Annotated in this window: 18 protein-coding genes; 2 read left to right on the top strand and 16 right to left on the bottom strand. The window is 35.7% G+C overall.

What is annotated here, in order from left to right; all coding sequences use genetic code 11:
• Window positions 1-11 precede the first annotated feature (11 nt).
• From HUW50_RS11930 to HUW50_RS11905, 6 genes are all read right to left on the bottom strand, one after another.
• On the bottom strand, window positions 12-1,208 hold the full coding sequence (locus HUW50_RS11930; protein ID WP_066328450.1) for a class I SAM-dependent rRNA methyltransferase: 1,197 nt from the start codon (window positions 1,206-1,208) through the stop codon (window positions 12-14).
• A 116-nt stretch (window positions 1,209-1,324) separates the two neighbouring features.
• Window positions 1,325-2,293: a sugar phosphate isomerase/epimerase family protein gene (locus HUW50_RS11925; RefSeq protein ID WP_066328444.1), complete on the bottom strand. Its 969-nt coding sequence runs from the start codon at window positions 2,291-2,293 to the stop codon at window positions 1,325-1,327.
• A 12-nt stretch (window positions 2,294-2,305) separates the two neighbouring features.
• Complete coding sequence (locus tag HUW50_RS11920) at window positions 2,306-3,325, bottom strand: Gfo/Idh/MocA family protein (protein WP_066328441.1); 1,020 nt, start codon at window positions 3,323-3,325, stop codon at window positions 2,306-2,308.
• A gap of 5 nt (window positions 3,326-3,330) precedes the next feature.
• Window positions 3,331-4,362 (bottom strand): Gfo/Idh/MocA family protein, encoded by a 1,032-nt coding sequence (locus HUW50_RS11915; RefSeq protein ID WP_066328439.1) that lies wholly within the window; start codon window positions 4,360-4,362, stop codon window positions 3,331-3,333.
• Window positions 4,363-4,461: 99 nt separating this feature from the next.
• The gene (locus HUW50_RS11910; protein WP_066328437.1) at window positions 4,462-5,184 is read right to left on the bottom strand and encodes a ThuA domain-containing protein; all 723 of its coding nucleotides are present in this window, start codon (window positions 5,182-5,184) and stop codon (window positions 4,462-4,464) included.
• Between the two features lie 103 nt (window positions 5,185-5,287).
• Complete coding sequence (locus HUW50_RS11905; protein ID WP_066328435.1) at window positions 5,288-6,313, bottom strand: LacI family DNA-binding transcriptional regulator; 1,026 nt, start codon at window positions 6,311-6,313, stop codon at window positions 5,288-5,290.
• Between the two features lie 403 nt (window positions 6,314-6,716).
• Here HUW50_RS11905 and HUW50_RS11900 point away from each other — a divergent pair, with 403 nt between their 5' ends.
• Window positions 6,717-6,911 (top strand): YwbE family protein, encoded by a 195-nt coding sequence (locus HUW50_RS11900; RefSeq protein ID WP_066328433.1) that lies wholly within the window; start codon window positions 6,717-6,719, stop codon window positions 6,909-6,911.
• A gap of 800 nt (window positions 6,912-7,711) precedes the next feature.
• Here HUW50_RS11900 and HUW50_RS11895 read toward each other — a convergent pair.
• Window positions 7,712-8,623 (bottom strand): DMT family transporter, encoded by a 912-nt coding sequence (locus HUW50_RS11895; protein WP_396652612.1) that lies wholly within the window; start codon window positions 8,621-8,623, stop codon window positions 7,712-7,714.
• A 111-nt stretch (window positions 8,624-8,734) separates the two neighbouring features.
• On the bottom strand, window positions 8,735-9,853 hold the full coding sequence (locus tag HUW50_RS11890; protein WP_185653942.1) for an NAD(P)/FAD-dependent oxidoreductase: 1,119 nt from the start codon (window positions 9,851-9,853) through the stop codon (window positions 8,735-8,737).
• A 247-nt stretch (window positions 9,854-10,100) separates the two neighbouring features.
• On the opposite strand from HUW50_RS11890, the gene HUW50_RS11885 reads away from it, so the two are divergent.
• Window positions 10,101-10,274: an asparagine synthase gene (locus HUW50_RS11885; RefSeq protein WP_066328428.1), complete on the top strand. Its 174-nt coding sequence runs from the start codon at window positions 10,101-10,103 to the stop codon at window positions 10,272-10,274.
• A 114-nt stretch (window positions 10,275-10,388) separates the two neighbouring features.
• Here the strand turns inward: HUW50_RS11885 and HUW50_RS11880 are convergent, their stop codons facing one another.
• The 8 genes from HUW50_RS11880 to HUW50_RS11845 form a co-directional block, all read right to left on the bottom strand.
• Window positions 10,389-11,339 carry a sugar ABC transporter substrate-binding protein gene (locus tag HUW50_RS11880; protein ID WP_185653941.1) on the bottom strand — a complete coding sequence of 317 codons (951 nt, stop codon included), beginning with the start codon at window positions 11,337-11,339 and terminating at the stop codon, window positions 10,389-10,391.
• Between the two features lie 106 nt (window positions 11,340-11,445).
• Complete coding sequence (locus HUW50_RS11875) at window positions 11,446-13,476, bottom strand: PAS domain S-box protein (RefSeq protein ID WP_066328425.1); 2,031 nt, start codon at window positions 13,474-13,476, stop codon at window positions 11,446-11,448.
• Window positions 13,442-14,302: a CheR family methyltransferase gene (locus HUW50_RS11870; RefSeq protein ID WP_066328419.1), complete on the bottom strand. Its 861-nt coding sequence runs from the start codon at window positions 14,300-14,302 to the stop codon at window positions 13,442-13,444. Before HUW50_RS11870 ends, HUW50_RS11875 begins: the two co-directional genes overlap by 35 nt.
• A 3-nt stretch (window positions 14,303-14,305) precedes the next feature.
• The gene (locus tag HUW50_RS11865) at window positions 14,306-17,065 is read right to left on the bottom strand and encodes a response regulator (protein WP_185653940.1); all 2,760 of its coding nucleotides are present in this window, start codon (window positions 17,063-17,065) and stop codon (window positions 14,306-14,308) included.
• Window positions 17,066-17,521: 456 nt separating this feature from the next.
• Entirely contained in the window at window positions 17,522-18,853 is a 1,332-nt protein-coding gene (locus tag HUW50_RS11860; RefSeq protein WP_185653939.1) for a CoA-disulfide reductase, read from the bottom strand.
• Window positions 18,854-19,045: 192 nt separating this feature from the next.
• Window positions 19,046-20,284 carry a serine/threonine transporter SstT gene (sstT, locus tag HUW50_RS11855; RefSeq protein WP_066328260.1) on the bottom strand — a complete coding sequence of 413 codons (1,239 nt, stop codon included), beginning with the start codon at window positions 20,282-20,284 and terminating at the stop codon, window positions 19,046-19,048.
• A gap of 574 nt (window positions 20,285-20,858) precedes the next feature.
• Window positions 20,859-21,989, bottom strand: a complete 1,131-nt coding sequence (locus HUW50_RS11850; RefSeq protein WP_185653938.1) for an ABC transporter permease — start codon at window positions 21,987-21,989, stop codon at window positions 20,859-20,861.
• 185 nt (window positions 21,990-22,174) lie between these two features.
• Entirely contained in the window at window positions 22,175-23,191 is a 1,017-nt protein-coding gene (locus tag HUW50_RS11845) for an ABC transporter permease (protein WP_185653937.1), read from the bottom strand.

The following is a 23,191-nucleotide window of genomic DNA, read 5'->3' as shown; positions in this document are numbered from 1 at the left end:
CCACTACTTCTTTATGACTCCTTTTTAATAATCGCCACTTTGAGATAGTTACCCTCTTTAAATTCCTTTATTGTTTTAAAATCATTTGGAAGGCTAAATTCCTCAAGGATTTTGTATGTCTCCCCAGAAGCTTTAAAAGCCTTTTCAATAAAGCCTTTAAATTTACTCATTCCAAATGTGCTACAGTTGGAGGAAGCAACAATGATTCCATTTTTTTCTGTAATGGTTATCGCTTGCTTTAATAAATCCGGATAATCTTTACCTGCACTAAACGTATGTTTTTTTGAACGCGCAAAGCTTGGTGGATCGAGAATGACCATACCGAATTTTAATTGCTTTCTTACAGCATATTTAAAGTAATTAAAGACATCTTCAACAATAATATCGTGTGCCGCGTAGTCTAGTCCATTTACACTAAACTGTTCAATCGTCTTAGGCTTGCTGCGATTTGCTAGATCAACACTCGTTGTTTTTGATGCTCCACCTAATGCTGCTGCAACAGAAAAAGCACCTGTATAAGAGAATGTATTTAGTACATGCTTACCCTCTGAATATTTATCACGAATCGTTTTACGTACATCTCTTTGATCAAGGAAGACCCCAACCATCGCACCATCATTTAAATAAGTCGCAAAGTGAATTCCATTTTGCTTCACTATTAAGGGAAAATTAGCCCTCTCTCCTGCTACAAAATCATCATCTTCTATATATGTACCTTTATCGTCAAATCGTTTCTTTTCATATAGTCCCTTAAAGCTCACTAGGTTTGTCAGTGCCTCAATCACATAGTCTTTAAACCGATAAATCCCCTCACTATACCAGCTCGTGACATAATAGCCATCATAATAATCAATGGTTAAGCCACCAATCCCATCGCCTTCACCATTAAACACTCGGAATGCAGTTGTTTCAGGATCTTCAAAAAGAGCTTTTCTATAATCCAAAGCCTGTTTTATTTTCCCCTGAAAAAAAACTTGATTAATTTCTTCCTGCTTATTTCTAGTTAGAACCCAACCTCTTCCTTTGTTTTGCGTACCATAATATCCTTTTGCAAGAAATTGATTTTTATCATCAAAAAGATCGATAATTGTTCCTTCTACTTTTAATACTTCACTATTTTTAATTGCATCCTTATTTATAAGTGGATAACCTGATTTGAAATACTTTACAAAATCTGATTTCACCTGTAAGTTGATTGTTTTAGTCATTTATTCACCCAATCATTCTTTTATTTAGGGGTATGACCCCTTTCCAACTATTCCATCATACCCATTTTTGCTAGAAAAATAAAACCCCTCTTGTTTTCAAGAGGGGTAGTGTCAGCTTATACCCACCACATTTGTGATGGCGTTTCATTAATTAATACAGTTTTAAGATTTGTAACAGCACGTTCAAAGCCTTCATCAATTGACATGATAGGATCTTCGTGCTCAATGCTCACAACATAATCATAGTTATATGTACGAAGCGCACTCATGATATCATTCCACTCAGTTAGGCTATGACCACATCCAACAGATCTAAATGTCCAAGCTCTTGTTTGAACTTCTCCATATGGCTGCATGTCTGTTAATCCATACATATTCACATTGTCTTGATCGATATATGTATCTTTTGCATGGAAGTGGTGAATTGCATTTGCTTTACCTAAAATTTTAATTGCTCCAACTGGGTCAATTCCTTGCCACCAAAGATGACTTGGGTCTAAGTTAGCTCCGATCGCATCACATGTTGCCTCGCGAAGTTTTAGCAATGTATATGGTGTGTGAACTAAAAATCCACCGTGTAATTCTAAACCAATTTTCACATTATGCTCCTGTGCATATTGGCCAACTTCTTTCCAATAAGGGATTAATTTCTGTTCCCATTGCCATTTTAATACATCGCCGTATTCATTTGGCCATGGTGTAACAGGCCAGTTCGGATTTTTCGCATCTTCATTGTCTCCAGGTGTACCTGAGAATGTGTTAACAACAGGAACATTTAATAAAGATGCTAGTTTAATTGTTTTTAATAATGTTTCATGGTGATCTTGTGCTAATTCTTTATCTGGAGAAACAGGATTTCCGTGACAGCTAAATGCACTAATGATTAAGTCGCGTTCTTGTATCTTAGCCAAGTATTCATTACGCTTTTCTTCACTCTCTAATAGAGTATCTAAATCACAATGTGTATTCCCTGGATAACCGCCTGTGCCGATCTCTACTGCATGTAGTCCAGAAGCCTTCACTCTATCTAGCATGTCTTCAAAAGATTTATCATTAAACAGAACTGTAAATACACCTAATTTCATAGTATTTCCTCCTTATTTTGTCACTTCAGCAGACTTATATATTTGATCGATAATTTGTGATACCTGTAACGCTTCCTCAGGCTTGACAACAAGTTCAGCTTTTCCGAGACAAGTATCAATGAAGTTTTTAGCTTGGGCAAGTCCAGGGTCATCTTCACCAGGTACCCAGGCTGCTTGACTATTCATAAGCATTCCATTTTTTGCTGTATAAAGCTCAAGTGGAAACACACTCAATCCACCTTCAACACCAGAAATACTCACGTGCTCTTGGTCATCTAATATATTAGCTGCCCAAGAGGTTTCGAGTAAAAGTGATGCTCCATTTTCGAATTTAATATAGGCGGTGACATGATCGTCTACATCAAATGTTTCATGGTCAAATGTTCCCCATTGATTAACACTATTAGGGGTTTTACTTAATATATTATAGGTACTACCATTTACAGAAATATGTTTCGGACTACCCATTAACCAAATGGCTAAGTCTAGCAAATGGCAGCCGTAATCAATTAAGCTACCTCCACCTTGAAGGGATTTGTTCGTAAACACACCCCAGCCCGGTACCTTTCGACGTCTCAATGCTTGTACTCTTGTTACAAGGGGTGTTCCAACATCTTGCATCATTTGTTTTGCCGCTTGAGAGTTCTTCATAAATCGGTAGTGGTAGGCAATCGCTAGTACTTTATTTGAACGCTTTGATGCCTCTAGCATTTCCTCACATTCTTCTGAAGAAAGCGCCATCGGTTTTTCACAAAGAACGTTCACACCTGCTTCTAATGCAGCAATGGTAATCTCTGCATGGAACTTATTCGGTGTACAAATACAAACAGCATCTACTTTTTGAAACATATCACGATAATCTTCATACACGTTTTCAATGTTATACTTAGCAGCAACTTCCTGTGCTCTTTCTTTATTCACATCACTAACTGCTGAAATCTCACAATCTTCATTAAGTTTTTGAAAGGCTGGGATATGACGTCCCTGCGCAATGCCTCCCACCCCGATGATTCCAATTCGTAATTTAGTCATCGTAATCACTCAAATACTTTTGCGATTGTTTTCGTGTCGTTCGATTTAATTGCTGCAAGAATAACGGCTAAAGATTTCATGCCTTCTTCTCCATTAATTAATGGCTCTGTGTTATCAACAATAGATGCCACAAAGTTATCAATTACATGTGTTGTGTTTTGGCCGCCCTCAGCATTTGATTGAATTTTGCCAAGCTCATAGTTAACAACTTCACCATTAGTATATTGAACTACAAGTGAATATGTTGGGTTATCTTCTAAACGGATAATTGCTTTTTCTCCGTAAATAATTGTTGAATTATCTTCTTTTGCTGTATAAGACCAGCTAGCAGCCAGTGTACCGATGATCCCGCTTTCTGTTTTTAATGCACATACTGCAGTATCATCTACATCAGCAAATTCCTTTGCAGTTGTTTCAATAAATGCACCAACTTCAACAATCTCTTCTCCAAGTAAATAGCGGAGTAAATCTGTTTTATGGACTCCTAAGTCACCCATTGCACCGATATACGCTTTCTCTTTCTCAAAGAACCAGCTTTCTTTTCCATCAATGCTCCAGCCTTCTGGGCCAGGGTGTCCAAATGCTGTTCTAAAGCTATAAATTTTCCCAATTGTACCGCTTTCAATTAATTGACGAGCAAGCTGGTGTGAACGTACAAAACGTTGATTGTGAGCAATCATTAATTTTTTGCCACTTTTGTTCGCTGCTTCAATCATGGCGTCTGCTTCTTCTTGAGAAGTAGCCATTGGTTTCTCACATAAAACATGTAGACCATTAGTTAGTCCTTCTATTGAAATAGGTGCGTGTAAATAGTTTGGTGTACACACACTTATGGCATCAACTTCTCCACTTTGTATTAGTTCTTTGTAGTCTGTAAATGCTTTTGCGTTATATTTTTCAGCAACTTCCTTCACACGATCCTCAACTATATCACATACCGCAACTAGCTCAACCTCATTATTTAAAGAATACTCAGGTAGATGACGATATTGCGCAATACTTCCACAACCAATAACACCGATTCTTAATTTTGCCATTTTATTTTCCTCCCGTTTTTGTGGAGAGTAGATGGAGCCCTTTGCTCCATTCCTCCCCTACCATTTTCTATATAAATTTTAAAAATCCTGTTCAATTCTTTATTTTGCTGAAATTGTTTCTAACGGCTGTGCATTTCCATAAACAGGGCGTTTACGTTCTACTGGTTTTACATATTTCACCGCATTTTTAATTACTTGTTGTACTTGTTCATTATAATAGGTTGGGTATGTTTCATGACCCGGACGGAAATAAAAAATCTTACCGTTTCCACGCTTGAACGTACATCCACTACGGAAAATTTCTCCACCCTCAAACCAGCTAGTAAAAATCAACTCGTCTGGTGCTGGGATATCAAAGTGTTCTCCATACATTTCTTCTTTTTCAAGTTCAATGTATTCCCCAATACCTTCTGCAATTGGGTGAGTTGGGTCAACTACCCATAGGCGTTCTTTTTCATCTGCTTCACGCCATTTTAAATCACAGCTTGTTCCCATTAACACTTTGAAGATTTTTGAAAAATGGCCTGAATGAAGGACAATAAGACCCATTCCATCAAGTACGCGTTGCTGTACCTTTTTTACAATTTCATCTTGGACTTCATGGTGTGCAAGATGCCCCCACCAAACTAGTACATCTGTATTTTCTAACACTTCTTCTGTAAGTCCATGTTCTGGTTCATCAAGTGTAGCTGTTCTTACTTCATAGTTATCTGACTGTAGAAATTCAGCAATTGCTCCATGAATTCCCTTTGGATAAATCTCACTTACTACAGGATTTTTCTGTTCATGTCTATTTTCATTCCATACAGTTACTCTTGTCATAGTTTTCACCCTAATCTATTATTTTTATATATCGTGTTTACATTCATAAGTGAACCGGTTAACAACTGATAATTTTACAACTTGATTAGATGAACTCACCCCCTTAAATGTTTGTCGTAGAATCTCGAACAACAAGTTCAACAGGCAGCATAATTTGTTTTGGTTGAAGATCCTTATTTTCAATGGCATCAATTGCAGTCTCTGCTGAAACCGCTCCTTTACGAAAAACATCTTGACGTATAGTCGTTAAACTTGGCGATGAATATCTACTAATCATCAAGTCATCAAAACCGACAATCGAAATATCTTTTGGTATCCTTTTACCAGAATCATTAAGCGATTTCATTATTCCTAGTGCAGTAATATCTGATGACGTAAATATTGCGGTCATCTGTTGGTTTTTGGCAATTTCTGTTCCTATTCTATAGCCATTTTCAAAAGAATTAGCTTTTCCTTCAATGATCATACTTGATTTAAATTCAATATTCGCCTCAGACAATGCTCGTTTATACCCTTGGAAGCGCTGTCCATCGACATTACAATCTACTCTCCCATTCGGAACAAAACTAATATTCTTATGTCCTAATTCAATTAAATGCTTCGTTCCTAAATATCCTCCATGTTCGTCGTCTATTCGGATATTATGATAAAAATTTGCATATTCTTCAAACGAATCGACAAACACTAAAGGTGTGGATAACGTTTTCATTTCTTCATATACTTTAAGAGGAAACCTTCCAAATACAAGAAGTGCATCTAAATTTCGTTTCATAACCCAGTTTTTGCATTCCTCTGGCTTTGAGATACCAGAGATTAGAAAATCATAGCCATTTTTACGACATACATATTCTACCCCACTGAGCAGTTCACTAAAGTAATGATTTTCTTTAAAAATTGGTGATAATGAATCATTTACTAAAGGCATAATAACGCCTAACATTTTTGACTTTCGTTTGGATAAGCTAATTGCAGTAAAATCAGGCTGATAGTTTAGCTCTTCAATAGCTAAAAGAACTCTCTCTTTTGTTTCTTCTGATACCTTATTTACTCCATTTAGCACATAGGATACTGTTGCAGATGAAACTCCAGCGTGTTTTGCTACATCTCGTATCGTTATTTTTTGATTCATATTGCCTCCAGTTAAGCGGTTAACTAACTTTAAGATGATTATATAATAGCCTGCCTAGAAGTTCAATAAATTATTTTTGATTTTATTAAATAAAGGCACTTTTCTTAGAGGTTGTTGCTTTTAAAACGAAAACTGTTTAAGTTTGTTTGGAGCGGATTGCGAGACTCCTGCGGGAGTAGCGGGACAGGTGAGACCCCGCAGGCGTTTACGCCGAGGAGACTCACCTCCCTCCTCGCGGAAACGAGCATCTCTCGCTGCAATCAACCACGCTGCACAACTTGGTAAATAGCAACAAAGTTTGGCGAGTCAGCCTAAAAAAGAAAAAGATTCATCTAGTTTACACCTATGAGGGTTTAGGCTACTCTATAGAGATACAATTCAAAAAAAGAAAAGAGGCAGATCATTGAACGGTCAAGAACGAAAGAACATCACAGCTGGGATATCTGTCAAAATTGTTTTGAAGCAACACCAAAGAACTGGTACTTTAACTGAAGGTGTTGTAAAAGATATCCTTACTAACTCGAGTTTTCATCCTCACGGTATTAAGGTAAGGCTAAAAGATGGACAGGTTGGAAGGGTGAAGGAAATTTTAAACTAGGATACTTTTTTCATTTTCTTTTAAGATCCTAAAACTTCTTTAAATCCTACTTTCTGACATACTTATAGCTGCTCAGATATTTAAACCACATTTCCACTTCATAAATAATGAAATGAAAAATCACACTCCAATTTTAAAGAGTGTGATTTTTCTATAACATACCTTTTATAATAAAGCTAAAATCCTCAAACCCTAAGCGAATTTTAATAAAATGATTACCTTAGTAAGTAAATGCAATTTTCACTGTTAAAATAATAAATGTTAGGAATCCTACCTTTGAATTTTTCATTTTGACAGCCCCTTTACCTTTGATACTTTAACAATACAGCATCCAAAAGTACTTGTAAGTATTCACGTCAGGTTATGTAACATGGTTTTTTATTCAATTACTCTTCTTATTTGCCACCTATGTAACAAATACTCACAAAAGCATTTAAGTTCATTTGCATGTCTTGTTGGCAATAATCTCGCTGATGAATGTGCTATTATTTTTTTACTCACTTTTTCAATGTATATACTCTATAAAAATGGTAATAATGTTTTTTATACTTAAGAGATTGTGAGGTTACTAAAATGAAAAGTATATTACCTGCTACTTTTTTAGTATTTTTTACACTTGTTGGATTTTGTTTGTATTTTCTTTATCAACTTAGTATATTCACTGTTAAAGTTATGGTTTTTGCACTATAGAGATTAACAAGCATGGCTAGAAAATCAATATCTAGTTAGTACACCAAGAATGTGAAAATAGTGATTAACGAATGAAGGGAAGCAGCATCAAATGCTGCTTCCCTTCATTTTTAGCCGCTTACCTCTGCCGTAATTGGCTTTCTCTCCATCGCAATCCATGCAAGACCGAAAATGATGACAATGCCACCAATTATTTGTGTAATCAATATTTGCTCATTAAAAAAGAATGCACCAGTTACCGCGGCTGCAGCAGGTACAAAATATCTGTAAAAATTCGATTTTGCTGCACCTACTTTATTCATTGATAGATTCCAAATAACGAATGCTGCAACAGTACATAGTATAACGTTGTAGGCAATTGCCCCCCATACACCTATTGTAAAATCATTCCACTGTATAGTTTGCCACCCTCCCAAAGTTACAGGAAATAAGAGCAATGAACCAAATAATATATACCATGCTGATACACGTAAGGGTGAATATTTTTTCATTAAAGGCATACAGGCTAAATTAAACAATGCTCCTATTAAGCTAATCAACAGTGCAAGTATGTTTCCCAGCATATACTGAGAACTAAAATCAAATCCATCCTTACCACCTAAAATAATAAGGAACACCCCGATTAATGCTACAAATCCACCAATCGCTAATCTAGGTGTCATCACTTCCTTTGTAAAAAGGGGTGCAAAAAGAGCGGCAAAGATTGGCCATGGTGCAACATTTAATAATGAAGCGTTTGCAAGTGTCGTAAACTTTATTGAATACATCACTAATATTTCTAAAACAGTTACCCCAAAGAAACCGATAATTGCCAACTTTAGTAGATCGCCTTTCTCTACTTTCACACTTCCCTCTGTCCATTTCAATACTCCAAACAAAATCGGTAGAGCTAAGCCAAACCTAAGAAAAACAAACACCTCAGGAGAAAACACTTCCATTGCAAAACGAGAAATTCCAAAATTAACACCCCAGATTATGGCCACGAGGATAAGGCCTACATAATAAAATTGAGTATTTTTCACATCGTCCATCCTATTCTTTTAATCTAGCTGAATTTGAGTTAATTATAGCAATATTCGCGATATTAAACCTTATATTTTATATAAAAAAGTGCCAGGCATAGTTACCTAACACTAAATCCCAAGAGCTCCAGCTACATCATAGAGAGATACATCAATCTCTGTCTTCTCCCCTAGTGCCAGTTTTGCAAGCTCAGATCCTAAATATGGACCACTTGTTAACCCCGAGGCACCTAACCCATTAGCCAGTAAGAGCCCTTCGTAATTCGGTAAAGCACCTATAACAGGAAGGAAACCAGGAGTAAACGGCCGAAAACCTACTCTTGTTTCAAGCATCGTACAATTCGCTAAGCCTGGTGCAACTGCCAAGGCCTTTCCAAAAATTTCATTCAGTCCACCAGCTGTTACTCTATAGTCTAGTCCAACCTCATCTTCATGTGTTGCACCGACAACAACTCGACCATCTTCAAACGTTAAAATATATTGGTCATTTGGTGGCATTACAACTGGCCAATGACTCGTATCCGTACCTTGAATTTCAAGGTGAACAATCTGTGCTTTTTGAGCGGTTACTAAAAACCGGATACCTAATGGCTCAATTAATTCCTTTGACCATGCTCCAGCAGTGACAATAACCTGGTCAGCATTTAAAACCTTTTCATTCAGTTTGATTCCACTGACTCGTTCATCTTTATGTACTAGACTGGCGTCACCTAGGTGAAATACAGCACCATTCTTTATAGCAGCATTTATTAAAGCTTTACGGATAGCTCGTCCGTTTACGCGTGCTCCTCCACTCACATGAACAGAGCCATATTCCTCAGAAAGTGGAGGAAATAGTTTTTTTGTCTCAGCCGGCGATAAAATTGTAATTTCACCAATCTCTGGTGCATCCTCACGTCGTTTCTGTGCACGTTCAGCCATCTTTTTTAGCTTTTCCTCATCCGTATGGAGGCTAATTGCCCCAACACACTTATACCCTGTTTCCTTTTCACCGTCATCTTCTAATTTTTTAATCAATTCAGGATAATACTTTGCTCCACCCTTTACAAGCTGATACCATGCTTTATTGCGTCGTTGTGAAAGCCATGGACAAACAATCCCAGCTGCTGCATCTGTAGCCTGACCTTGGTCATGACGATCAACTATTGTAACATCAGCCCCTGCATTTGCAAGGTGATATGCGGTCGATGCACCGAGAATCCCTGCCCCTACTACGATAAATTTTCTCATTCAATACACCTTCATTTTATAATGACTTTTTTTTATTTTACAGAACATTTACATTGTACTCAATTTAGATATTAGATTTAGAGAAGGCTTCCAAAATCAAGTATACAACGAAATACTGACGTTTATGCTTGATGATCTCAGGTCATATTAACCACCAAATACTATATTTAATATTCACATTCAATAATGGGAATATTAAAAAACGGTGTAAATACACCAACTAACTACGATGTGGAGGAAAATGACTATGAATATTCGTGAAGGGTTAATTCCAACTGCATTAGGCTCAGCAGTAACAGCTACAGGTTATGTGTTAAAGCAAAAACGTGGTTCTAATAAAATGGTTGCAAACACTGTTTTTGGTTTTGGTTTAGCTCACGTTGTATTAGGAGCCATTGACCTTGTTCAACATCGTCGTTAGGGAGTAGAAGGATGACTTGAAACCTTGGCTGTTGAGTCATACCTTTTATAAAAAGTAAGAATCCTTGCAATTAAGCAAGGATTCTTTAATTTTGCATTGTTTACTTAAGGTATATCACTTCAACAACTTATTAAGAAATTTCAGTCTACCTTCCGCATTTTCTTTAATAATGATATCTACACCACTATCAATGTTTTTCTCAACCTTTTCTCCCTCTGCAACTTTTAATGCGTTTTCAACACTTAAGTAACCCATATCATATGGATTTTGTGCTACTGTACCAGGTAACGTCCCATCTTTAATTAATTCAAGCATTTCGGTAGTTCCATCTGCTCCTGTAACCGGTATGTTCATTCCACGCTCATTAATAACATCTAGAGCCTTTAGTGCAATCTCGTCATTTGATGCCATTACTCCTTTAATATCATGGTGATTCTTTAAAATTGTTGTCATTGCATTTCTTACTGGTTTAGAATCATTGGATAATTCAGTAATTTGCGCCGCAACTATGATCCCAGCATCTTCTAAACTTTGTTTAGCTCCTCTCATTCGATCACCAGATACAGGGCTTGATAGGTCGCCGCCAATAAGAGCTACTTCATCTCCAGGCTGAAGGTGGGATGCTATTAATGATCCTGCTTTTTCACCTAATTCAAAGTTATTAGTACCAATATAACTTGTTTTATTTGCCCACGGATCATCTGTATCCAAAAGTAATACAGGAATTTCGATTTCAACAAATTTTTCCAATATTGGTATGGCCTCGGATGGTACAATTGGCGAAACGACCAATACATCAGGCTTTTCTTTAAGTACCTGTTCTAATATTGCATTCTGTTCTTCAATTGTCCCGACTCGAGGTGCAAGTACTTTACCATCTATACCAAAGTCTTGAAACCCTTTAATAACACCAGCATTAAGAATTTCCCAATACTGAGAATTTAAATCCTTAAAAACAACGACTACTTTTGGCTTTTCGTCTGCAAATGATTTCGTGATAAATCCTATAATAATGGCAGAAAAGACAAAGACAATAAGCAAAAGTAATTTGCTTTTTTTAAACACGCCATCCTCTCCTCTCTGTATTGATTCATGTCGAAAGAAAGTAGGTCTAATAAATTTGCGAAGGTTTTAGTCTATTCACCTTCATACAATTACTCAATAAGTTATTTTAATTATGATTTAAGTCAAAACGAATCGAGAAAATTGTTCCCATACTACCCGTTTCGATATCAATGTCAGCATGGTGGCGTTCCGCTACACTATAGCAGATAGCTAGCCCTAATCCAGTTCCCTTCTCCTTAGTAGTAAAGAAAGGTGTTCCGATTTTCTCTAAAACCTCAGGGCTTATGCCTGAACCTTGATCTTTTACTTCCAAAATGACTGCTCGTTCTTCTATATACGTTTTTATCGTAAGTTTTCCACCTGATGACATTGCATCAAGTCCATTGAGTGCAATATTTAAAATAAGCTGACGAATCTCCTTTTGGTCAAGGTAAATATCTGGACATTTTCCTAAATCAAGATATATATGCTTACTTGAACGCAATGCTTCTGCTTGAATCAATGGTGATAAAGCTTCGATGATGGTATTTAAATTATGCTTCATCTTAACGCTAACCTTATTCTTAGCCAAATTAAGGAACTCGGTAATGATTGAGTTCGCTCTATTTAATTCTTCTAACATTAAATCAACAATTTCTACAGGTAAATTATCACGGTCATTCCTAGTAACTTGTAAAAAGCCGTGAACCGTTGTCATCGGATTTCGAATTTCATGGGCAATTCCAGCAGCCATCTCTCCAATTAAATTCAAACGATCTAATCGATACATTTCCTTCTCCAAATGAACCCTTTCCGTAATATCAGTCAAAACAATAAGGGTGCATGGCTCTGGATGAATATCTATCATTTCTGTTGACAATAACCCTGCCCGAATCTCGCCATTTTTCGTTTTGTAGCTAATTTTCCTATTACGTATGGTCTGATTGAGATCGATATAGCTGCCATCTGATTCATCGATAAAATGTTGTATATTAATACTTTTGTTTACCAACTCCTCATAACTATATCCAATAATGTTCACCCAGCTTGTATTTATGTCGATAAACATTTTATCTTTAAGTGAAAAAATCGCCATTAAACAAGGACTAGATTCAAAGATTTTCCTAAATCTTTCTTGAGAAAGATAAAGATGATCCGCTATCTTATTTCGTTCTTCTATCTCTTTTTGAAGCTTCTCGTTAGCCTTTAAAAGCTCAAAGGTCCGTTCTTCGACTATATGCTCCATATTATGTAGCTTTTGCCTTTTAACTTCCTCTATTTGCTTTCTTTCAGTGATGTCACGAATTGTACAGACAAAAATCTGTTGATCTTCCACTGTCGTTTCTCCAATTTGAATATCGGCAGGAAAGTAACTTTCATCCTTTCGTAATGAAACAGACTCAATCACCTTGCCTACAGCTTTTTTTATAGAGGAAAAGATAGAAAATGATGATTTATTCTCATTGTCATCCTTCATCTTTAGAAATAGCATTACAATATTTTTACCGATTATTTCTTCAGCTTCATAGCCAAACATGGTTTTTACAGCTGGATTAACCGATAGAATAAAGCCTTGTTCATCAAAAGTCACAATGGTATCCATTAAGGTTTCACCAATAACTTTTGCTAATGCTTCCGTGCGGCGTAAATTTAAAGTTGTTCGATCAAGTTTTTTATTAACTTCATTAAGTTCGACATTACGTTCTAAGTCACTTTGAATAATATTCTCTTCATGCTTTTTGTGAATTTTCACAAATTGTTCAATTTTCTGTTTAAGCGTTTCTGGATGAAATGGCTTAAAAATATAATCAATCGCACCTACAGAATAACCTTGCTGAACATTTTCCATATCTTGACTAATTGCCGTTATAAAAATAATCGGTATATGTCTGGTTTTTTCTCTAGCTTTAATAAGTTTAGCTGTTTCAAAACCATTTAGCCCAGGCATTTGTACATCAAGTAAAATAACAGCAAAATCATGTTTAAGCATACACTTTAAAGCTTCTTTTCCTGAGTTCGCACTAACTAAGTGATAGTTTGGAGATATGAGTACAGCTTCCAATGCTAATAGATTTTCTGGATGATCATCCACCATTAAAATATTAACCTTTTTTGTAGGTGTACTATTTAATTTTGCGATAGAGTTTTTCCGATGCATCAAATTCTCCGTAACAGTTTTCATAACTTGTAAACTTTATCCCCTCTCTTTTACCTAGTCCAAGAAAACCAGATAAGCTTAGGCTATCGTAAAATAGCTTATGGACATCATTTTGAAGACACTTATTAAAATAGATTAGGACATTACGACAAATAATAATATCAAACTCGTTAAATGAATGATCTGTTACTAAATTATGCTGTGCAAATACAACATTTTTTTGAAGAAAGGGATGAAAAAAAACCTTATCATCCACTGCCTTATAATATTCTGAAAAGGCCCTTTTCCCGCCTGCTTCAAAGTAATTTTTTGTATAACGCTGCATTCCATCTAATGGAAAAGTACCTTTCTTCGCCTTATCTAAAATACTTGCATTTATATCGGTGGCAAAAATTCTCGTTTTTTCGTAAATCCCTTCCTCATGCAAAAGAATAGCCATTGAATAAACTTCCTCTCCAGAAGAGCAGCCAACATGCCAAATACGGATATCTGGATAGTCTTTTACTAATGGGATAACTTTTGTCCGAAAAGATTTAAAAAATTCGGGATCTCGGAACATTTCGGTAACGTTTATTGAGAAATCAGAAATTAGGCTCTCCATAACGACAGGATCACGTAAAACCTTTTCCTGTAAAGCAGATACACTAGTTAAATTCTCCTTATTAACACGATGGCAGATTCTTCTTTGAATAAAAGGAGTAGCATAATTTCTAAAGTCATATCCATAGTAGCGAAACACGGCCTCTAGAAGTAAATCTATTTCAATTTTCTCAACCTCTTCTACTTCTGCTTTATTATGATTGTGTATTGTAAATTCGCTCGTGATTTTCTACCCCTCCTTACTATACAACCATACTTGCATGAGAGAGAATAACTGATCTAAATTAATCGGTTTACTAATATAATCTGTTGCACCAGCATTTAGGCACTCTTCTCGACTATGCTTCATTGCTTTTGCTGTTAGAGCTATAATTGGAATTGTTTCAAATTCTGGGATCTTGCGAATTCTTCTCATTGCTTCAAACCCATCTATCTCAGGCATCATAATGTCCATTAGAACCAAATCGGTATCAGGATTGGCCCGCAGCACATCTATGCCTTCACGACCATTTTCTGCGACAATAATATCCATTTCATACTTCTCAAGAGCAATTGTTAAGGCATAAACATTTCGGATATCATCATCTACGATAAGAACTTTCTTATCTTTTAACAATGACTTACCATGTTGCTTCATCGTAACTTCTGCATTATCTTTGGTCGTTAAGTTAAGTTGATAATTCTCAATCTCAAGTCCAACTGCTACTTCTTTTAAAGTAGCTTGCTCATCAATTTTGCCGCTTTGTTCGAAATAGGGCAAATATAATGTAAAGGTACTTCCTGTACCTTTCTTACTCGTTACCTCTATAAACCCACCTAATAATTGAGCGTATTCTCTACTAATAGAAAGACCTAATCCAGTACCGCCATATTGACGACTTGTCGTTCCATCTGCCTGCTTAAAGGCATCGAATATTGTTTCTTGTTTATCATTATCTATACCAATTCCTGTATCGATTACAGAGAAGGCTAGCATAGGTTTAACCTGTTTATCTCCCTCGAATAAGTGCCTTCCATTGCCTTCTTTTACTACTTTATTAATAACTAGGGACACACTCCCACTTTCAGTAAATTTAAATGCATTTGAAAGGAGATTTTTTAACACTTGCTGTAAACGTTGTTCATCTGTATAGAAACTCTCTGGCAAATCAGTTTCCAATTCAACAGAAAACTGAACATTTTTATGACGTGCAATTGGCGAGAATTGGCTAGTAATAAAATCTCTCACCTTTTGAAACTCTACTTCTTTAGGGATAACCTCTAATTTACCTGACTCCACTTTCGCCAAATCTAAAATATCGTTTATCAAATGTAGTAAATCATTTCCAGAGGAGTAAATCGTACGGATATATTCTTCTTGTTTTGCTGTTAGGTTGCCTTGTCCATTCTCAGAGAGGATTTGCGCCAATATTAATAAACTATTAAGTGGTGTTCTAAGCTCATGGGACATATTTGCTAGAAACTCGGATTTATATTGAGAGCTTAGCTCTAGTTGCTGAGCCTTTTCTTCAAGTGCCTCTCTCACCTTTTCTACCTCTTTTTTCTTTTGTTCTGAGGTCTCATATTGCTCTTCAAGTTTTTCGTTAGTTGTCCTTAATTCCTCTTGCTGCAGCTGTAACTCCTCAGATTGCGCTTGAAGTTCTTCTGTTAAAGCTTGGGATTCCTGTAATAATCTTTCTGCCTTCATACGGTTTGAAATACTATTGATTGTAATACCTATATTGCTATTCACTTCCTCAAGAAGCTTTACTTGAGAAGGACTGAATGGTTCAAAGGATGCAATTTCAATAACTGCAAGTACATCATCTTCGAATTGCACAGGTAAAATAATGATATTTTTTGGTGAGCCAACTCCCATACCTGAACGGACTTTTATGTAATTTTCAGGAATCTGGTTAAGTAAGATTGGACGTTTTTCAGCCGCACATTGCCCAATTAGTCCTTCTCCAATTCGAAAACGCTCAAATTCTTTATTTTCATCAGAAAAGGCATATGCGGATAGCTTTTTTAAAAACTGCTCACTTTCTTCAACTTCCTTAATATAGAAAACTCCGAAACTAGCACCCACCATCGGGACAAGCTTGGCAATTAACAGTTCCGCTAGCATTTGAATATTTTCAACTTCTGGATACATTGTTGCTATTTCGGCAATCTTTGTTTTCAGCCAGCTATGTTCTTCTGCTTCGTCTATGAATTTCTTCTCAAGCTTACTATGCTCTTCAAGCGCCTTTGCCATTTTGTTAAACGCGACAGCGATTTCACCTATTTCATCTTTAGAAAAAATCTCAATTCTTGGCAATTTACCGAAATCACTAGTAGAAACACGTTTCATGACCGATGTAACATTGTTAAGATTTTTTGTAATGCGACTAATGATCCATATTGTAAATCCGATTCCAATAGTCAAGGAAATGGCTAAATAGATATAAATAACGGTGACCGCCCAATTGTATGTTTCTCTCGACCTTAAGAGCTCATTTTTCATTTCTTGTTCCTGTAAGCCATGAAGAAGGTCTGCAATTTGCAGCATTCTTTGTCTAGTAAGCTCAGCTTCATTCCACAATGAAGGTTGAATATCGACTTCACTATCTATATTTTGAGTAGTCATGACTTGCTGGGCCATATTCTGATAGGACTTATGCAATGTTTTAAACTTAGCAATCAGTTCCTGAGACTTTTCTTGAGTATCCCTCTTTTCAAGTGACTCAATCGCAAGCTGCATATTTATATGTGATTCTTCCCATGCATTTGTTGCAATTTGTTTGTATTCACTGGATTGAACACTCGTAATCTCTCTTAATTCTCTACCAATATTAGAGGTCTCGTACTTAATATCAGAAGCCATATCAATTCTGTCATACAATTCATTAACAACCACTTGCATATTCACTGTTGATTGTTGAAGTAAATTCATTAAAATAACAACAATTATCGAAATCAATAAAAGTAATGATCCTATGCTCGCATAGAGCTTTGTTTTAAATTTCATATGACCTCCGTATTTACCAAACAGTTTTCTTTCTATACTTAGTTCGAACTATATAAAATTTTAATATTCAAATTAATATTTTTCTTATAATAATACTTTAAAGTGTTGTGCCTGTCACCACCCGGAATTTGTAGATAACTGTCGAATTTTACACAATTATTTTTTTCATCTATTACTATTCCTTTTATAATTAATAAAATAAAAAATGCCTTCCCAAATGGAAAGGCTTTGTATTACCGGTTTCAGTTCTATTTAAAAAATCGGCTGTCATTACTCGGTTTTTGTAGATATCTGTCGAAATCTTAGGGAGCACAATGTGAATTAATGGGATATATTGGATAATATAACTGATTTTAAAGATCTTTGTTAAAGTGATACTCCCAATTAAATTTGAACAAAAATCCGAAATGGTTTTTGTACTCTATTGTTGGGGTCACTGAAGTAAGATTACTTTTACTATTTTACCCTTCTAGCAGCTTTTTGAATCGGATCCCATACGCCATTATATGGCGGGGCATAGGCCAAATCCAAGTCAAGCAATTGGTCGGTAGTCATTGAGTTAAATAGCACAGTTGCTAACACATCTATACGTTTATCCACTCCGTCCCCACCAATAATTTGTCCACCAAGAATCATATGAGTTTCTTTATGATAAATCAATTTCAAAGTCAGCTTTTTATTATTAGGATAATAGCCAGCAATATCAGAAGATTGAATTGTGACTGATTGACAAGGGATGTTTAACAACTTTGCTTCCATTTCTGATATACCCGTCCGACCAAGTGTTAAATTGAAAAATTTAATAATCGACGTTCCTACAACACCTTTAAATGTTTTATGAATATTGACTATGTTTAATCCAGCGATTTGACCCTGCTTATTTGCGTGTGTACCTAAAGGAATATGGTCATCCTTTTCTTTAATACGATGATATTGTATTGCACAATCTCCAGCAGCATAAATATCTTTTATACTTGTTTGCATATAGGCATTTACCTGAATAGCACCATTTACACTTTTTATGATTCCTGTACCTTCTAAAAAGGTAGTATTTGGTCTTACTCCAATAGCTATCAATACAAGGTCTGTTTCATACTCTCCTTTGTCGGTTTTAATAAACTCAACTTGGTTTTTTCCAGAGAATGCTTCAACAGATTCCCCCATTTTGAGAATAATGTTTTGTTTCTCTGCTTCTTCATGGATAAACTGCGCCATTTCATGATCAAAAATTTTTGCTAATTGCTCATTCCTTTCAATTATTGTCACCTTTTTACCTAATTCAGCAAAACACTCAGCCATCTCTAAACCTATGTATCCACCACCAATGACTGTAACGTTTTTAATATCCCTCTGCATATAATCGATTATTTCCTTTGCATCAGGGATGGTCTTTAACGAAAAAATACCCGAAAGACTGGCACCCTCCCAATCCGGGACCACCGGACTTACACCAGTAGCAATAAGAAGACGGTCATAAGACAAGCTAAATGATTCTTCATTTGAATGATCTATCCCACTCACCGTTTTATTTTCCGAATCAACCTGAAGTACCTCATGAAAAATGCGTGCATCTATTCCGTATTTATCACGAAAAGTCTCTTGAGTGCGGGCAATTAGCTTTTCTGTTGAATCAATTTTCCCACTGATCACATAAGGAAGACCACATTGCCCATAAGAATATACTCCGCCTTTTTCAAGAACGGTAATTTCGTGTCCAGTGCTATTCCGTACAATTTGCATAGCAGCACTCATCCCTGCTGCATCACCGCCGATAATTATAATTTTCATCCGCAACCCTCCTATCACTATTTTCCATTTAAATTGGTTTTTTAAACATAGAAAAGTGCTATTTACTATCCCCCGTCTCTATCATCAAGGTGAAGCCTAAATAAATTTCCCCATAAAAAAACTGCACTTCAAATTGTTAGTCTGGTCTAACAATTTGGGTGCAGTTCAACCGCATATAAGAAGATTACCTCTTTATGCTGTTTTGTGAATTTCTATTTTCTTTCCTTCTTTTCGCCACTCTTTATATTCAGCAGCTGCTGTGAAAAGTACGTCTGTAGATGAGTTAAGTGCTGTTTCACTAGAGTCTTGTAGGACACCAATAATAAAGCCTACCCCAACTACCTGCATAGCAACATCATTTGGAATTCCAAATAAGCTGCATGCTAGAGGAATTAGTAATAAGGATCCACCAGCAACACCTGAAGCACCGCAAGCACTTATAGCTGACAGTAAGCTGAGAATGATTGCTGTAGGGAGGTCCACTTCAATACCAAGTGTATGAACCGCTGCGAGTGTTAAAACAGAAATAGTAACAGCAGCACCAGCCATATTGATGGTTGCACCTAAAGGAATGGATACTGAATAACTATCCTTATTCAAACCTAGATTTTCACATAATCTCATATTTACAGGAATATTTGAAGCTGAGCTTCGTGTAAAAAATGCTGTAATTCCACTTTCCTTTAAGCACTTAAAAACTAGTGGATAAGGGTTTTGACGTATATATGCGAACACAATTATTGGATTGACAACCAATGCCACAAGTGCCATACAACCGATCAAAACAGCAAGTAATTTCCCATAGCTTAACAACGACTCAATTCCATTTGTCGTAATAGATTCAAACACTAGCCCCATGATTCCTAATGGTGCAATCTTAATCACCCATGTAACAATTTTTGATACAGCATCTGAAAAATTAGAAATCAATGTTTTTGTCGTATCAGGGGCATTTCTTAAGGCCAAACCAAGGAGTATTGCCCAAGCTAAAATACCAATATAGTTCGCATTATAAATTGCACTAACTGGGTTATCAACAACGTTCAGCAATAATGTTTTGAGAACCTCTACAACACCACCAGGAGCTGTCAAACCTTCAGCACTATCTACAAGATTTATGCTAACTGGAAAAATAAAGCTTACTATAACGGCGATTAATCCAGCTAAAAAGGTTCCTAAAAGGTATAAGAAGATAATGGATTTCATATTCGTTTGGTGACCACTCTTATGTTGAGCGATGGCCGACATAACCAAGAAGAGCACCAATACAGGTGCAATTGCTTTCAAAGCACCTACAAATAAAGAGCCTAAAATAGCAACAGGCTTTGCTGCTTCAGGGACCGTTACAGCCAGGATAATACCAATAATCAAACCTACAATTATTTGTTTAACCAGACTCAATTGACTCCACTTTTTCATTATATTTTTCATAAATGTTCCCCCACTTGTTTAATGTATAATTGCCCATCATTGCTAATATTTCTAATAACCCTTCGATAAGAATGCAGTCTATTCAAGTGCATGCAATTAAATAGTAAATGACTCTTATAAGGGTAGCACCTACCAAAGTAATGAAGTTCTCTTTAAAACCTTCATCTAATAAAGGTCATAATATAAATAAATAGTTTTAAGGAGGATTAATTTTGAAGATTATACACTAACTTTCCACTCCATAAAGACATATGTCCTTCTAATTAATAGTATTATACTGACTTTTTTGGTATATTACAATATTATTATGATAAATTAATATATTCATAATAGTTAAAATATTCACATAAATACAATAGTAACACTTTGCATTTATTATCTCTTTGTTATCTTAAAAGAACTTATAACTCCCAATAACATAAAACCTTAATGATTCCATGTACACATCCACGAATCACCGTTTCGTAAAAATAAATAGCGGTCAGTGCTTTTAATTACTAAAAACAATGCCGCTATCCTAGGTGCTAGTCACCAATTATTTATTTCCATAAATACCTGAGTTCATCGTTTCAAACTATTCTGTAATTAGCGCATAAGCAGAAATTTTCTTAATACTTCTAGATACGAACATTGAGACAAGGTAGGCTAAAATAAGGATGCCTACACAAGGTAGTAGAATAATTGGTAAATGAATAGTAAAATCCAAACGTTTAACCCCTGCACTTGATAGTAATAGGGAAAGCATAGGATTAGTGAAATAAAACCCTAGCACACCACCAATTGCAACACCTGTAATAATCACAGGCAGAAAACTGATGGATATTTGATTCATCAGTTGAATCGTTGAATAGCCAATAGCTTTCATCACCCCAAACTCTTTCTTACGCTTAATAATCATCGTTTTAATAACAAGATACAGAATCATCACAACGACTAGAACGGTAATTGTCAAAACCATCACCATAACAGCAAACACTGCAGTTGTATACATACCTGTCTGGCTTTCTATATTTTCATCGATATCTAACGTTTCAACAATATGATGCCCGTACTGAGACTGGACATTTTTGATAAAGTCTTTGTTCGATATACCATCTAGATATACATAAAGGGACTTACCTTTATAATCTGAATGTAATTGCTGAATGCCTTCCATTGTTACAGCAGCTACCTGCCCTAAATTACCAATTGATTGACTGAGGCCAGTTACTATATAACTACTTGCTTCATTCCCATATTCTACTTCAACCGTATCGCCAATTCCTTTATTGATTTGATTTGATACAACCCATGAGATAGATATTTCATTTTCATGGACTGGCTGTCGCCCTTCATAGACGATATTATTCTCTAATTGTTTATAACGGTCAGTAACGTTTGTATATACAGTTTGATCATCAACTTTTGTTTCAATTAAATCGAATATATTTACTTTCCGTACATGATCCATTTGTTCAATGTCACTCAAAAGGTCTCTTGTATCTGCATCCGACTTAACAGTCAGAAACACATTTGCCGGTTCTGATCCGAATATGTTAACAAATGCGGTTTTGTCTGAAGCAACATTGTAATACAGTACCGCTGAAAAGACTGTAGCAAAAGTTAAAGCAATAATAATTAAAAGAATCATCATATTTTGTTTTGCATTTGCTAGCATTGATTTAATAGCAAGTAAGAAATGAAGGCCACCTCTCGCTTGCTCCAAAGGAAAGTGATTTTTTCTAAAACTATGAGTATGAATACCTCCACGAAGTGCCGCAACAGGGAGAATTTTTCGAACTCGAAAGGCGGATAGTAATGTAACGATTACAACACAAAAACTAACAAGATTGATACTGACTAAATTTATGATGATGTCAAATTCTTGAACCCATATTAAGCCAGTTAAAGTTAAATAATTCCTCCGAAGAATGGCATTAGTACATATGACAATGCAATCCCAACCACACTCGCACAAAGAACAATTAAGATAAACTGTAAAATAATTGATGAGAGAATTTGCCAACTTGTATAGCCAATAGCTTTAAGTGCTCCTATATTTTCCATCCCATCTTCTATGCTATTTGAAACACGGAATCTAATGACAATTAGTGATACGAGCACGATAATGGTGGCAAAAGCTACTAATATTGTAGCAATAATATTAATGGTCAATGAATTGACATTTTTCACTAATCCAATATCTAATCCCAAAATATATGAAGTTGATTCATTTGCTTGAGATTGAACTTCCTGTATAAAATCATTATTTAAATTTGAAGATTGTATTTTATCTTCCATCATTGCAGAAAGTATCAACGCTTTTGATCGATTATCCAGTTCGTCTGCTAATTGTCGATACGAAGTTTCTGGTAACATAAATTTCATAACACCTATGTTGTTTGTACCCATCATCGTTGTTTCAAAGAATCCAGAAATTCGATATTCATATTCCTTGTCTTGATATGTGAGGGTAAAATGATCACCTAATTCATACCCCCCATTTGTTTTAAAACTGTAAGGAGCAAAGATATCATTGGTACTCGATGTATTTAGCTTTTCAACCAACTTTAACTTTCCAATATTACGATTTGTATCCGCATTAAAAATAATGGCACTACTCGTTAATTCACCATTACCAAATGTAAAATTAGCAATGTCCATATTTATAATATCTTCTATTTCCGTCTCTGTTACCCCAGGATAGTTCTCTAAAAATTCCCTATATGTCGGTTGATAACTTTCATGATCCATAACAAACGTTACATGAGGATCTTTTAATTGTTCAATTTTATTATCAAAAAATGTATTTAGTTGAGTAATGACCATTAGTCCTATATTTAGTAGTAGCGAAGCCACCAAAATAAATATAAATAAAGAAGCTGTAGCAGATTTACTTTTTCTAATATTCGCCATAGCTAGATTCAT

Source organism: Metabacillus sp. KUDC1714 (assembly GCF_014217835.1).
In the GTDB taxonomy this organism is placed as follows: Bacteria; Bacillota; Bacilli; order Bacillales; family Bacillaceae; genus Metabacillus; species Metabacillus rhizosphaerae.
The sequence above is the reverse complement of the archived record's forward strand: the minus strand, read 5'-3'. Positions and strand labels throughout refer to the sequence as shown.